The organism is Streptomyces sp. NPDC049597 (assembly GCF_040675505.1).
Taxonomy (GTDB): domain Bacteria; phylum Actinomycetota; class Actinomycetes; order Streptomycetales; family Streptomycetaceae; genus Streptomyces.
On the sequence record NZ_JBFAOY010000008.1, the window covers coordinates 83,245 to 95,421 of the forward strand.

The following is a 12,177-nucleotide window of genomic DNA, read 5'->3' on the forward strand; positions in this document are numbered from 1 at the left end:
GAGCGGGATGTCGGCGCGATTCGTGGGCGCCGCGGCGGCGATCCGCCGCTCTCGCCCTGGTCGGGCCGTCACGGAGTGCGGAACCCCTGAAAGGTCACGTGCTTGCGGAGCTTGAAACCGAGCCGCTCGTAGAGTGCGATCGCACCGGTGTTCGCCTCGGCCACGTGCAGGAAGGGACGTTCGTCGCGAGCCACGATACGCGCGACGAGCGCACTGACCAGGCGGGCGGCGTGGCCTTGCCCGCGCGCCTCGGGAGCGGTGCAGACAACGCTGATCTCGGTCCAGCCCGGCGGCCGCAGCCGTTCACCCGCCATCGCCACCAGCGTGCCGTTGTCACGGATGCCGAGGTAGGTGCCGAGTTCGTGGGTACGCGGCCAGAACGGCCCCGGTCGGGTCCGCGCGACGAGGTCGAGCATCTCGGGCACACTGTCCGCGCCCAGTTCGACCACAAGGGCGCCGGTCCCGGTACGAGGCTGCTCGGGGACGCCGCTGCCGGGCCAGATCATCTGGCGGCCCTCGAGGCTGAAGACCGGCTCCCAGCCCGGCGGAGGAACGGCCGGACAGCTGAACATGTCGGCGAGTTCACCCGGACCGAGTATGCGGGCCAGGTCTGCCCATTCCGCCGCGTCCGCGTCGGCGGAGACCGAGGAGAAGGTCGCGACTCCCGGCAGATAGGTGGCAGCCCGGCCGAGTCGCCGCGCGACATGTGCGTGGTGCCCGCGGAGTGACTCGCCCACCGGGTCGTCGAGTACCAGGGCGTCGCCGTTCACCATCGTGCTGTACCTCTCCTGTCGTGCCGGAAGTCAGGCACCGAGGCCACTCGACGCCAGGCGGCGCTGCCGACTGGGCAGGCGCCGCGAGTTCGAGCCGACCCCGCTGTCTGCGCTGAGCCCGGTAAGGGTTGCGATCATAGACATGCGCCTGAAGGGCGACGCGACGCGGGCTGCCCCGGGTCCACCGCCGCGTCCGGCCAGGGCAGCGCCGTGAACCGCCGGCTTCCCCTTGCCGACGGCTTCTCGCCGCGGGCCTCTTCTCCGCATGTCCCCTTGGGCGGCGCCTTGAGCGGCCATACGGTCGGCACCGCCGTACGCACCGACCAGGGAGAGACCCGATGACCACCCCCGACCCCACGCAACCGGCCGTCCCCGCGAACACGAACGCCGCGAACGCCTCCGTCACCCTTCTCGAGCGCCTGGCCGGCAAACTCGGCGCCCGGGCCTCGGTGACCGCCGTCTACGGCGAACCCGTGACCCGCGGCAATGTCACCGTCATCCCGGTGGCCGCGATCGGCTTCGGCTTCGGCGGCGGTGCCGGACACGAGACCGGCACCGCCAAGACCGGCGAGGGCGGCGGAGGAGGCGGCGGAGCCACAGCCCGCCCCTGCGGCTTCATCGAAATCACGGACGACACCGCCACGTACAAACCCATCCGGGGCCCGTGGGCGGACGTCATCGCCCCGCTCGCCACCCTGATGGCAGCCGTCCTCGTCCCGCGCCTCGTCCGCCGCATCGCCAGGCGCCGCATGCGCTGAAGCCCACGCACAGCACGGGTGCGGCGGCCCGGACGCCGAGGTCGCCGACTCCGGCCGTACAGAGGCGGGACGGACCGCCACACACTCCTCCAAGCCCCATCCCGACGCCGCAATCGTGACGCTGTCCCGGGCGGTCGCCGCACTCGGCAGCTGGCTCGCGCCGGTGCACCTGACCGCGGTGACGCGCGAGTACTTCACGGCGCTGGCGAAGGCGAGCGGCAACGCGGAGTTCGCCCACGCCATCAGGCTCATGCTCTGCGCGCGCGACCAGAACGCGCGGGAACGGGCCGCGCGCGTCGTTGTGTCGAAGTCCTCCTACCCGTGGCTGCACCGTGCCCTGCTCCGGACCACGCACGCGTTCGTCATCGAGGACTCCGGCTACAAGGAAAACGTGATCCCGTCCTCGGCGCACGCCCGGATCAACTGCCGTGGCATTCCCGGCGGGCAGAAGCCTCGCGAGTTCCTCGCGCAGATCCGCGAGATGACAGCCGCCCGCGGCGTCCAGGTGACACTGGCCACCCCGGCCGGCAGGACCGAGGAGCAGTACCTCGACGAACTCGACGAGAGATGGGCGACGCCGCCGGCCGACATCGAGACTCCGCTGTACCGTGCGCTCGCCGGCGCGGCCGGCGAGACCTATCCCGGCACGGTATTCGCACCTGCCCTGTTCGAAGCAGGCACCAGCCTGGCGCCGTGGCGCGAGCGCGGCATCCCCGGATACGGCGTCTACCCCTACGTACTCGACAACGACCAGCTCATCGCGATGCACGGCAACGACGAACGGATCTACGTCGAGGCGCTGCGGCAGGGGGCGGCGTTCATGTACCGGATGTTCTCCCGCTTCCTGAGCTGACGGGCGGCAATGCGCCTTCGGGAGACCCGAGGACCTCGTCCTGCCCGGACGTTCCGGCAGACTGCCGGAACGGCCGGGCAGGCTCCTCCGAGTGCTCCCGGGGCCCTCGCGATCCGCACGACTGCGGCGACGACCCTGCTTCGGTGTCCGGTCCGAAAACCAGTCACCGGCACACCGGCCAACGGGAGCCGGGGCGCTGCCGAGGATGGAGTGGGGCCCCGATGAAGCGGGGCTACTGCTCACCAAAGGGAGCGAGCCGGGCCGCCGTGGCATGCACGGCGTCGGACCCGGCGAGGCCCGGCGTACCGGCGCCGCGCTCAGCTCCCAGTCCCGGATGGCCTTCCGCCTCACCGTCGAGGGAAGCAGCAGTATGCGACAGATGACAACGCGTTGTGGGCAAGGCGGACTTCACCGTCGTCGGGCTCAAGGCCCGTTTACCGCTGGTGCGTGCGGGGCCGAACCAGGCGATCACGGACTTCGTCCGCGGAATCGACCCGCAGGCACTGGAGCGCCTGGAGAAGCTGTCGGACCAGGAGCCGCACGGCATCGTCGCCGTCTGCGACGACCTGGACCCCAGCCGCGCCGAGGGCACCGAACTCGACTACTACCACGGCGTGGTCACCTCCGTGGTCGCTCCCGAGGGCACGGCCGCGTTGGCCGTCCTGTCCGGTGCCTGGGCGGTCTTCACCACCTCAGGGCCGGTGCCGCAGGCCATCCAGGAGTTGTGGCGGGACGTCTTCACCGAGTGGTTTCCGTCGAACGTTCCGCCGCCGTGCTCATGCCTGGGGATCCGGCGCGATCTCCTTGATCAGGCCCTCGACCAGCACCTTGATCTCGTCCCGGATCGGCCGCACGGCCTCGACGCCCTGTCCCGCCGGGTCCTCCAGCTGCCAGTCGAGGTACCGCTTGCCGGGGAAGACCGGGCAGGTGTCGCCGCAGCCCATGGTGATGCAGACGTCCGATTCCTTGACCGCGTCCACGGTGAGCATCTTCGGCACCTCGGCGGAGATGTCGATGCCGACCTCGGCCATGGCCTCGACGGCGGCCGGGTTGACGTGGGCGCCCGGGTCGGAGCCGGCGGAGCGGACCTCGACGCGGTCCCCGGCCAGGTGGGTGAGCCACGCCGCGGCCATCTGGGAACGGCCCGCGTTGTGGACACAGACGAAGAGCACGGAGGGCTTGTCGGACATCAGAGGTCTCTCTTGTCTCGCGACGGCATCAGGAGTGAATGACATCAGCACCTGGTGGTGTCAGCCACCACTGATGTGACAGTATCAGTCCATGATGACGTCAGTCGACACTGACCTGATCCGGGTGCTGGCGGACCCGCTCAGGCTCCAGATCGTGACCCTGCTCGCCAAAGAGATGCTGTGCACCACCCACCTCGTGGAGGAGACGGGTGCCCGGCAGACCAACCTCTCCAACCACCTGAGAGTGCTGCGCGAGGCCGGGGTCGTCGAGACGGAGCCGTGCGGCCGGTTCACCTACTACCGGCTCAGGCCCGACGTCATCGCCTCCCTCGCGGGCCAGTTCGCCGGCCTTGCCGAGTCCGCCCGCACCGCCGCCGACAACAAGCGGTCCTGCCCCTGACCCTCGCCGCCCCGGCGACCGCACCAAGGAGTCCTGTTGACCGCCACCCACGAGTCCGCCGCGGAATCGGCGATGTCTTCCGCCGAGCCGCAGCCCGCTCCGGGCGCCACCCCGCCGCGCAGGCCGCTGACCGCTCGGGCCGCCGCCGAACTCGTCGGCACCGCGGCCCTCGTGGCGGTGGTGATCGGCTCCGGTATCCAGGCCACCGAGCTGACCCAGGACGTCGGCGTGCAGCTGCTGGCCAACTCCCTGGCCACGGTCTTCGGCCTCGGCGTTCTGATTCTGCTGCTGGGCCCGGTCTCCGGCGCGCACTTCAATCCCGTGGTCACGCTGGCCGAGTGGTGGACGGCCAGGCGCGGCGGGGCGGGCGTGACGCTCCGCGAGGTCGTCGTCTACGTCCCGGCGCAGATCGTCGGTGCGATCGCGGGCGCGGTCCTGGCGGACGCGATGTTCGGCAAGGCGCTGGTGGAGTGGTCCACGCACGACCGGTCGGCGGGACATCTGCTGCTGGGCGAGGTGGTCGCCACGGCGGGTCTGATCCTGCTGATCTTCGGCCTGGCCCGCACCGACCAGCTGCGGTACGCCCCCGTGGCGGTCGCCTCCTACATCGGGGCCGCGTACTGGTTCACCTCCTCCACGTCCTTCGCGAACCCGGCGGTGACCATCGGCCGCACCTTCAGCGACACGTTCGCGGGCATCGCACCCGGTTCCCTCGTGGGATTCATCAGCATGCAGCTGATCGGCGCCGTGGTCGGACTGGCACTGGTCGCCCTCGTCTTCGCGCCCGGGCGGGACACCGCCGAGTGACGCGCGCCTCCCAGGTGGTGGTGATCGGCGGCGGCCAGTCCGGGCTCGCCGCCGGATACCACCTGCGCCGTCTCGGCCTCGACTTCGTCATCCTCGACGCCCCGGCCACAGCGGGAGGCGCCTGGCAGCACGCCTGGGACTCCCTCCACCTGTTCTCCCCGGCCGCCTACTCCTCACTGCCCGGCCGCCTCATGCCACCACAGCCCGGACAGGAGTACCCCGACGCACAGCACGTCGTGGAGTACCTCGCCGACTACGAGAAGCGGTACGAGCTTCCCGTCGAGAGGCCGGTACGCGTTCTCGGTGTCCACCGGGACGGTCGGCTCCTGCGCGTGGAAACCGACTCAGGCCACTGGCGCGCCCGCGCCGTGATCAGCGCGACCGGCACGTGGTGGCGCCCCTTCCTCCCCGCCGTCCCAGGGCGGGGGGACTTCGGGGGCCGTCAGCTGCACACCGTCGGCTACCGCAGCCCGCAGGACTTCGCGGGCCTGCGCGTGATGGTGGTCGGCGGAGGCAACTCGGGCGCCCAGATCGCCGCCGACCTCGCCCATGACACCGAGCTGACCTGGGTCACCCAGCGCCCGCCCCGCTACCTGGCCGACGACATCGACGGCCGCGCCCTCTTCGACGCGGCCACCGCCCGCCGCCGCGCCCTCGAGGAACGACGCACCGACACAGGCGGAGTCGCCTCCCTGGGCGACATCGTGGCAGTGGGGCCGGTCCGCGAGGCACGCGACCGCGGCCTGCTCACAGCGAGCCCGATGTTCACCCGCCTCGTCCCCGGCGGCGTCGAATGGGCTGACGGCACCCGCGCCGAGGCCGATGCGGTCATCTGGTGCACCGGCTTCCGTGCCGCCCTCGCCCCTCTCGCCCCGCTCCAGCTGCGCGGTCGACGCGGCCGCATCGCCACCGCGGGCACACGGGCCGTGGACGAGCCGCGCCTGCACCTGCTCGGCTACGGCGACTGGACCGGCCCGGCCTCCGCCACCCTCATCGGCGTCGGCCGCCCCGCCCGCGAGGCTGCACGCGAGATCGCTGCCCTGCTCGCGTAGGCCCGCGGGGCGTGGGGATGGGCTCGGTTGGCCGCCGGCCAGGCGGCCAACGGCGCGCGTGTCCCGCTCGCCCTCAGGACGCGGCCGGGGACACGGTCAGCAGCTTGCCCATCGCGGCCAGTACCGACGGCTCGACCCGGTAGTACACCCAGGTGCCGCGCCGCTCGGACGTCAGCAGACCGGCGTCCTTGAGCTTCTTCAGGTGGTGGGACACGGTCGGCTGTGAGACCCCGACGTCGGAGATGTCGCACACGCACGCTTCCCCGCCCTCGTGCGAGGCGACCGCCGAGAACAGCCGGAGCCGCACCGGATCACCCAGCGCCTTGAACATCCGTGCGGCCGTCTCGGCCTCCTCCGCGGTGAAGGGGCGCTCGGTGAGCGGCGGGCAGCACGGTGCCACACCCTGGCCGTCGGGTTCCAGCAGCGGCAGCACCTTCGCATTCGACATGCGTCTATGTTGACACATGTCGAACCAGAGTGGCGAGGGTCGTACCAGGGAGCCATGGCCCGCGACAGCGCGTGCATCCCTCGGGAGATGTGCGATTTCACCGCACCCGCACTGATACCCATCGCCTCGGCGATCTCCCTTTCCTTCAGGTCCATCCAGTAGCGGAGAACCAATGCCTCACGCTGCCGGCCAGGCAGGCTCTTCAGCGCGGCGACGACCTGCCGCTGATCCTCATGCGTCAACGCCGTCGATTCGGCGGAGGCGACGTCGGACACCTCCACGCCGGCATGCCGTCGGGAGACCTGCAGGCGCCGTATGCGCATCCGCACGAGTTGCACACCACAGATCGAAGGTATGCCGCAGCGGCCTCCGGCGCCCGGAGTCGATACCAGCGGCGGTGCAGCACGCAGAATGTCTCGGCGACGACGTCCTCGGCGTCCTGCTCGGCCCCCAGAAGGACCGCGAGGCGCACGAGTTGGTCATGGTGACCGTCGAACAGGCCGAGGCGACTTGGGGCGGCGACCGGCGGTGGGGCCCGGGCAACCTCACCCGCCCCGGCCTTTGGCTGAACGCCGCCCCGGTGAGGATGCGCCAGGCCTTGGGCAACCTCATGTCCAACGCTCTCCGGCACACCCCTGCGGACAGCACGGTCCCGGTCACCGCCCGGCAAACCAGATGATCGACGCCAAGAGATCGACCGCGCGCATGAGGTGAGGGAGCCCAACGTCATTGCGGCAAGACAGAGTTGGGCTCCCTCGCGACCGCGCTTCACGCGAAGACCGACGGCCTGTTGAAGGGCTCACCCCACCTCGCACCGTGGCCGCCGACGGTCGCCTCGGTGCCTTTGCGGGGGAGTTGGGCCCGTAGCAGGCGTACGGGTCAGGCGCCCGCCGCCACGGCCGTCAGCCAGGTGTTCCAGTCGCTCTCGTAGTTCAGCGAGGTGAGGAAGGCACGCGCGGCGGTCCAGTTTCCGGTGCGGTAGTGGCCGAGCACGGTGGCGACGTCGGCCGGGTGCCTTTCGACCATGTAGCGGGCGGCGAGGTAGCCCCAGTTGTAGGTGCGGTTGACGTCGCTGTTGGCGTAGGTGGTGTCGAACAGCGTGCGCAGGGAGTACGTGTGCTTGCCGGCCTCGGCCACCGCGCTGGCGTAGGTGACGCCGCGGTAGGAGTAGGAGATGTACTCCGCGATGCCCTCGCCCCACCACACGGTGGGGGTGGTCTGGCTGGCGCTGAAGTCGCCGTACAGGTCGAAGCGGCCGTCGAGGTAGTGGGTGTACTCGTGGTTGAGGTTCCAGATCTGCCAGCCGGGGCTCACGTCGGTGCGCTCATAACATATGAACCGCGGCTGGTTGCCCGTCTTGGCGGGGTCTCCCTCCAGGTACATGCCGCCGTTGTTGGTGTCGATGCCGTAGATCCTCCCCGCGTAGGCCTTGTAGTCGGCGCTTGAGTTGAAGACATAGACCTCCAGGGTGGTGTTGTAGTCGTTCGCGACCGGCCCCGAGTCCTTGACGACGCCGTGGAAGTAAGCGTCCTGGTTGGCCAGACTCGCGCAGGTCGCCGTCAGCTGGGCGGCGGTCATCTCCTGGGCCCGGATCCGCAGCGTCGGACTGCAGTTGTGGACGATCGGCAGGATGCGCGATTCCAGCTTGCCGCCGGTGGTCCCGGTCGCGCCGGGAGCGCCTTTGACATTGCCGTGGGCCGGGCGCTGGCCCGGGTCCGCGAAGACGTGGTCCGGCTTGGGATCGGCCTGGGAGGCCTGGGCGGGAGATGCCGCGACGGCGGCTATGAGCAGGGCGGTGGCGACGGCCATGGCACGCAAGATTCACTCCTGGGGATGGGAGTTGGGGGGTCCCGTCCGCGACGGGCTGACGCTGTAAAATGGCACATGTCACATGGCTTTTCAATGTTTCTGACAGGGACGCGTCGAGTCCATTTCGTCGCTCCGGGGCAGCGCATGCGCCTGACGACCGCGCTCCCGTTCGCCATGGGGCAGGGGAACGGCAGTGGCACGCATGGGCCGAGTACCTGTGGCTGCAGGGCGAGCGACGGCCCGAGGTGGTCGATGACGCGGTCGGCTGCGGACGTGGAGGCCCCGAACAGCGGCGTGAGTTGCCGCATGGTCAGGTTGGTCTGGCCGGCGCGGAAGTCATGCGGCTTCTCCCCCGGCGATGACCGATCGTCTACCGGCTACGGCAACCCAGGGGAAGTCACCGTAGCCGCAGCAGCTCGTCGAAAATCGACCGATCTCGCGGTGATGCCGGGGAGACCCCCACACCGCCCCATGGTGGGCGCACGCACCCCCGTCCACAGAACTATGGTGTCCCACCACATGTGCCCGTGACCTGCGTGTTTCTACGGTGTGGCGATACGGAATCGTCCCCGCCAACCGTCCGGAAGTGGTGTACATGGCCGCCGCACAAACCGCTCCACCAGCGCCGAACTCGCTCAAGCGCATCGTCGCCGCGAGCCTCATCGGCACCACCATCGAGTGGTACGACTTCTTCCTGTACGGCTCGGCCGCCGCGCTGGTGTTCAACACGCTCTTCTTCCCCGAGTCCGACCCTCTCGTCGGCACCCTGCTGTCCTTCCTCACCTACGCGGTCGGCTTCGCCGCCCGGCCGCTCGGGGCGCTCGTGTTCGGACACTACGGTGACCGGCTCGGACGCAAGAAGCTGCTGGTGCTCAGCCTGCTGATGATGGGCGGGGCCACGTTCGCGATCGGGCTGCTGCCCACACACGCGACCATCGGGACCGCGGCGCCCGTGCTGCTCACCGTCCTCCGTCTCGTGCAGGGCTTCGCCCTCGGCGGCGAGTGGGGCGGGGCCGTCCTGCTCGTGTCCGAGCACGGCGACGCGGGCCGGCGCGGTTTCTGGGCGTCGTGGCCGCAGACCGGCGCGCCGGCCGGGCAGCTGCTCGCGACGGGCGTGCTCTCCGCGCTCACCGCACTGCTCTCGGACGCCGCGTTCACCTCGTGGGGATGGCGGATCCCGTTCCTGCTCTCCGGTGTCCTCGTGATCGTCGGCCTGTGGATTCGTCTCTCTGTCGATGAATCGCCTGTCTTCAAGGCCGCCCTGGCCCAGGCCGAGCAGCGCAAGGCAGCCGCCGGTCAGGTCGAGAAGATGCCGCTCGTCGCCGTGCTGCGCCACCACTGGCGCGATGTGCTGGTGGCCATGGGCGCGCGCATGGCGGAGAACATCAGCTACTACGTGATCACCGCGTTCATCCTCGTGTACGCGACGACCGCGGTGGAGATGAGCAAGCAGACCGCGCTCAACGCCGTACTCATCGGCTCGGCCGTCCACTTCGCGGTGATCCCGCTCTGGGGCGCGCTCTCGGACCGGATCGGCCGCCGGCCCGTCTACCTCATCGGCGCCATCGGCGTCGGTGCCTGGATGTTCCCCTTCTTCACGCTGATCGACCAGGGCAGCTTCGGTTCGCTGCTGCTGGCCGTGACCGTCGGTCTGGTGCTGCACGGGGCGATGTACGCGCCGCAGGCGGCGTTCTTCTCCGAGATGTTCGCGACGCGCATGCGCTACTCCGGGGCGTCCATCGGCGCACAGTTCTCCTCCGTCGCCGCCGGGGCCCCCGCGCCGCTCATCGCGACCGCCCTCCTCGCCGAATACGACTCGTCGACGCCGATCGCCCTGTACGTCATCGCCGCCGCCCTGCTCACCGTGGTGGCCATCGGATGCGCCAAGGAGACCAGGCACCGGAGCCTCCACGACGTGGAGCCCGCCTCCGACAGCCCCACGGACTCCGTGTCCTCCCCGTCGGCGGATGCCGCCCGTACCGCCTGAGCCGCACCTGCTGCGCACCACACCGGAGCCGCGCGGGACCACATCGGTCCCGCGCGGCTTCGTGTCGCGCGCAGACCCGGAGCGGACGGGCTCGGCGTGCAGGGCACAGGAAGCGCGGGGCTTCGAGGGAGGGGCGCAGGGCGCGCTGCGGCCGCAAGAGCGCCGGCGGGAGCCGCCGGCGTCATTCCCGGTGCGCCACCGCCGAGGACATCCCGTACAGCCGCAGGGCCAGCTGGATCTCCAGGGCGCGGGCGGGCGTCTGCCAGTCGGGGCCCAGGAGCCGGCCGATGCGCTCGAGCCGCTGGGCGACCGTGTTCACATGGACGTGGAGGTCGTCCTTGGTGCGGGCCGGGCTCATGCCGCTGGCGAAGTACGCGTCGAGAGTGCCGACCAGGTCCGTGCCGCGGCGCCTGTCGTACGCGACCACCTCGCCGATCGTGCGGTGCACGAAGCCGTCGATGTCGCCCGGGTCGGCCAGCAGCAGCCCGAGGAACCCGAGGTCCTCGGCGGCCGCACCCTGTCCGGAGCGGCCGAGCAGGCGCAGCGCGTCCAGGCAGCGCCGCGCCTGCTCGTAGGCGCCGGATATCGGAGCGGGGTCGCCGGCCGGGGAGGCCACCGGGGACGAGGCCCCGACGGTCACCGACTCGCGCAGTGTGCCCGCCAGTTGGCGGGCGGTCTGGCGGGCGAGGGAGGCCGGGGTGTCGTCGGGGCCGAGCGGGAGGAGCAGGACGGTGCCGCCGTCCCGTGCGGCGGCGAGGCCGCAACGGGTCGCGGCCAGGTGCGATGCGGCCGACCACAGCCGCTGCCGGTCCGCGCTCTCCCGCGCGGCCGACTCGGGGCCCGCCGCGGAGCCGGTGTCCGGGTGGCCGTCGATCCGCGCCGCCAGCACGACGTGGGGCACGTCCAGGTCGGCGCCCAGCCGCGCCGCGCGCTCCCGCAGCAGGCGGGGGTCGCGGTCCGGCGCGTCCAGCAGGTCGTCCAGCAGCTCGCCCCGTACGCGCTGTTCGGCGTCGTGCGCCGATCGCCGGGCGAGCAGGAGCAGCGAGGTGACCATGGCGGCCCGCTCCAGGGTGCGCTGGTCGACGGGGTCGAGGTCGGGGTGGCCGCGCAGCACGAGGGCGCCGAACACCTCACCGCTCGCGGAGACTTCGGCGACCCAGTCGTCGCCGTGGCGGCCCGCGCGGCCGTCCGCCGCGGTGAGCTGTGGGCCGTGCTCGGTGAACTCGACCGTGCCGTCCAGCACTTCGGAGAGCGCGGCGGCCACGTCGTCGACACCGCCGCCGCGCAGCACCAGTTCGGTGAGCCGGTCGTGCACCTCCGACGCGCGCTCGATGACGCCGCTGTGCTCCTGGATGATCGCGTGGGCCCGCTCCAGCTCGGACAGGGCGGAGCGTGTCTCGGCGAGCAGGTTCGCCGTGTCGATGGCCACGGCGGCGTGTGCGGCGAACGAGGCGAGCAGCGCGACCTGTTCCCGCTCGAAGACGCGGGCGCGGCGGTCCGCGGCGAACAGCACGCCGATGACCTGGCTGCCGAGCGTCAGCGGCACGCCGAGGATGGCGACGAGCCCCTCGTCCTTGACCGCCGCGTCGATCGGCCCGGTGTGCGCGAACCGGGCGTCCTCGAAGTAGCTCTCGGTCACATAGGGGCGGGCGGTCTGTGCGACGAGGCCGCCGAGGCCCTCCCCCATGCCGAGCCTCACCTGCTGGAAGCGCGCCGAGACCGACCCCTCGGTGACCCGCATGTAGGTGTCACCGGCGACGGGGTCGTTGAGGCTCAGGTAGGCGACCTCGGTGCCCAGGAGGGAACGGGCGCGCTGCACGATCGCGCGCAGCACGGCGTCGAGGTCGCGCAGACCGGCCAGGTCGTGCGCCGTCTCGAAGAGCGCGGACAGCTCCGCCTCCCGCCGCCTGCGGCCCTCCAGCTCGGCACGGACCCGCAGCGCGAGCTGCTTGGCGTGCTCGACGGCGGCGAGCGACGCGGCGTCGGCGCCGTCGGCCCGCGCGAGCAGGACGGGCCTGTCGTAGGCCTCGACTGCGGCGCCGCGGGCGAGGAGTTCCAGGTAGGCGGCTTGATCCAGGGACATGGACACAGGATTACCCG

Annotated in this window: 9 protein-coding genes and 6 pseudogenes; 8 read left to right on the forward strand and 7 right to left on the reverse strand. The window is 71.2% G+C overall.

Annotation, left to right across the window (positions count from 1 at the left end; genetic code table 11):
* Positions 1 to 68: 68 nt before the first annotated feature.
* Positions 69 to 773 carry a GNAT family N-acetyltransferase gene (locus AB0K02_RS12040; protein WP_365992262.1) on the reverse strand — a complete coding sequence of 235 codons (705 nt, stop codon included), beginning with the start codon at positions 771 to 773 and terminating at the stop codon, positions 69 to 71.
* Positions 774 to 1,111: 338 nt separating this feature from the next.
* On the opposite strand from AB0K02_RS12040, the gene AB0K02_RS12045 reads away from it, so the two are divergent.
* The 3 genes and pseudogenes from AB0K02_RS12045 to AB0K02_RS12055 form a co-directional block, all read left to right on the forward strand.
* Positions 1,112 to 1,531, forward strand: a complete 420-nt coding sequence (locus tag AB0K02_RS12045; protein WP_365992263.1) for a spore germination protein GerW family protein — start codon at positions 1,112 to 1,114, stop codon at positions 1,529 to 1,531.
* Between the two features lie 85 nt (positions 1,532 to 1,616).
* A pseudogene (locus tag AB0K02_RS12050) lies at positions 1,617 to 2,384 on the forward strand (peptidase dimerization domain-containing protein); the annotation flags it as partial.
* Positions 2,385 to 2,649: 265 nt separating this feature from the next.
* Positions 2,650 to 3,145 (forward strand): annotated as a pseudogene (locus AB0K02_RS12055) (GyrI-like domain-containing protein); the annotation flags it as partial.
* Positions 3,146 to 3,160: 15 nt separating this feature from the next.
* On the opposite strand, the gene AB0K02_RS12060 reads toward AB0K02_RS12055, so the two are convergent.
* Positions 3,161 to 3,574, reverse strand: a complete 414-nt coding sequence (locus AB0K02_RS12060) for an arsenate reductase ArsC (RefSeq protein WP_365992264.1) — start codon at positions 3,572 to 3,574, stop codon at positions 3,161 to 3,163.
* 91 nt (positions 3,575 to 3,665) lie between these two features.
* Between AB0K02_RS12060 and AB0K02_RS12065 the strand changes: the two genes are divergently transcribed.
* The 3 genes from AB0K02_RS12065 to AB0K02_RS12075 are packed head-to-tail and all read left to right on the forward strand — an operon-like array spanning position 3,666 to position 5,833.
* The gene (locus AB0K02_RS12065; protein WP_365992265.1) at positions 3,666 to 3,974 is read left to right on the forward strand and encodes a metalloregulator ArsR/SmtB family transcription factor; all 309 of its coding nucleotides are present in this window, start codon (positions 3,666 to 3,668) and stop codon (positions 3,972 to 3,974) included.
* 36 nt (positions 3,975 to 4,010) lie between these two features.
* A complete protein-coding gene (locus AB0K02_RS12070) occupies positions 4,011 to 4,781 on the forward strand; it encodes an aquaporin (RefSeq protein WP_365992266.1) in 771 nt (256 codons plus the stop codon).
* On the forward strand, positions 4,778 to 5,833 hold the full coding sequence (locus tag AB0K02_RS12075) for an ArsO family NAD(P)H-dependent flavin-containing monooxygenase (RefSeq protein WP_365992267.1): 1,056 nt from the start codon (positions 4,778 to 4,780) through the stop codon (positions 5,831 to 5,833). Before AB0K02_RS12070 ends, AB0K02_RS12075 begins: the two co-directional genes overlap by 4 nt.
* 73 nt (positions 5,834 to 5,906) lie before the next feature.
* Here AB0K02_RS12075 and AB0K02_RS12080 read toward each other — a convergent pair whose 3' ends face one another.
* Both AB0K02_RS12080 and AB0K02_RS12085 read right to left on the reverse strand, forming a co-directional pair.
* The gene (locus AB0K02_RS12080) at positions 5,907 to 6,281 is read right to left on the reverse strand and encodes a metalloregulator ArsR/SmtB family transcription factor (protein WP_365992268.1); all 375 of its coding nucleotides are present in this window, start codon (positions 6,279 to 6,281) and stop codon (positions 5,907 to 5,909) included.
* Positions 6,282 to 6,334: 53 nt separating this feature from the next.
* A pseudogene (locus tag AB0K02_RS12085) lies at positions 6,335 to 6,780 on the reverse strand (sigma-70 family RNA polymerase sigma factor); the annotation flags it as partial.
* A 63-nt stretch (positions 6,781 to 6,843) separates the two neighbouring features.
* On the opposite strand from AB0K02_RS12085, the pseudogene AB0K02_RS12090 reads away from it, so the two are divergent.
* Positions 6,844 to 6,948, forward strand: a pseudogene (locus tag AB0K02_RS12090) (ATP-binding protein); the annotation flags it as partial.
* A 218-nt stretch (positions 6,949 to 7,166) separates the two neighbouring features.
* On the opposite strand, the pseudogene AB0K02_RS12095 reads toward AB0K02_RS12090, so the two are convergent.
* Both AB0K02_RS12095 and AB0K02_RS12100 read right to left on the reverse strand, forming a co-directional pair.
* A pseudogene (locus AB0K02_RS12095) lies at positions 7,167 to 7,928 on the reverse strand (collagenase); the annotation flags it as partial.
* 377 nt (positions 7,929 to 8,305) lie between these two features.
* Positions 8,306 to 8,413: pseudogene (locus tag AB0K02_RS12100) on the reverse strand (IS5/IS1182 family transposase); the annotation flags it as partial.
* A gap of 272 nt (positions 8,414 to 8,685) precedes the next feature.
* Here AB0K02_RS12100 and AB0K02_RS12105 point away from each other — a divergent pair.
* Entirely contained in the window at positions 8,686 to 10,077 is a 1,392-nt protein-coding gene (locus tag AB0K02_RS12105; RefSeq protein ID WP_365992269.1) for an MFS transporter, read from the forward strand.
* A gap of 181 nt (positions 10,078 to 10,258) precedes the next feature.
* Here AB0K02_RS12105 and AB0K02_RS12110 read toward each other — a convergent pair whose 3' ends face one another.
* On the reverse strand, positions 10,259 to 12,160 hold the full coding sequence (locus AB0K02_RS12110; protein ID WP_365992270.1) for a GAF domain-containing protein: 1,902 nt from the start codon (positions 12,158 to 12,160) through the stop codon (positions 10,259 to 10,261).
* Positions 12,161 to 12,177: the final 17 nt, after the last annotated feature.

What these genes read in the sequence shown, in the direction of transcription:
- AB0K02_RS12040 (WP_365992262.1), bottom strand. Translation starts at nt 773, where the DNA reads ATGGTGAACGGCGACGCCCTGGTACTCGACGACCCGGTGGGCGAGTCA.
- AB0K02_RS12045 (WP_365992263.1), top strand. Translation starts at nt 1,112, where the DNA reads ATGACCACCCCCGACCCCACGCAACCGGCCGTCCCCGCGAACACGAAC.
- AB0K02_RS12060 (WP_365992264.1), bottom strand. Translation starts at nt 3,574, where the DNA reads ATGTCCGACAAGCCCTCCGTGCTCTTCGTCTGTGTCCACAACGCGGGC.
- AB0K02_RS12065 (WP_365992265.1), top strand. Translation starts at nt 3,666, where the DNA reads ATGATGACGTCAGTCGACACTGACCTGATCCGGGTGCTGGCGGACCCG.
- AB0K02_RS12080 (WP_365992268.1), bottom strand. Translation starts at nt 6,281, where the DNA reads ATGTCGAATGCGAAGGTGCTGCCGCTGCTGGAACCCGACGGCCAGGGT.
- AB0K02_RS12105 (WP_365992269.1), top strand. Translation starts at nt 8,686, where the DNA reads ATGGCCGCCGCACAAACCGCTCCACCAGCGCCGAACTCGCTCAAGCGC.
- AB0K02_RS12110 (WP_365992270.1), bottom strand. Translation starts at nt 12,160, where the DNA reads ATGTCCCTGGATCAAGCCGCCTACCTGGAACTCCTCGCCCGCGGCGCC.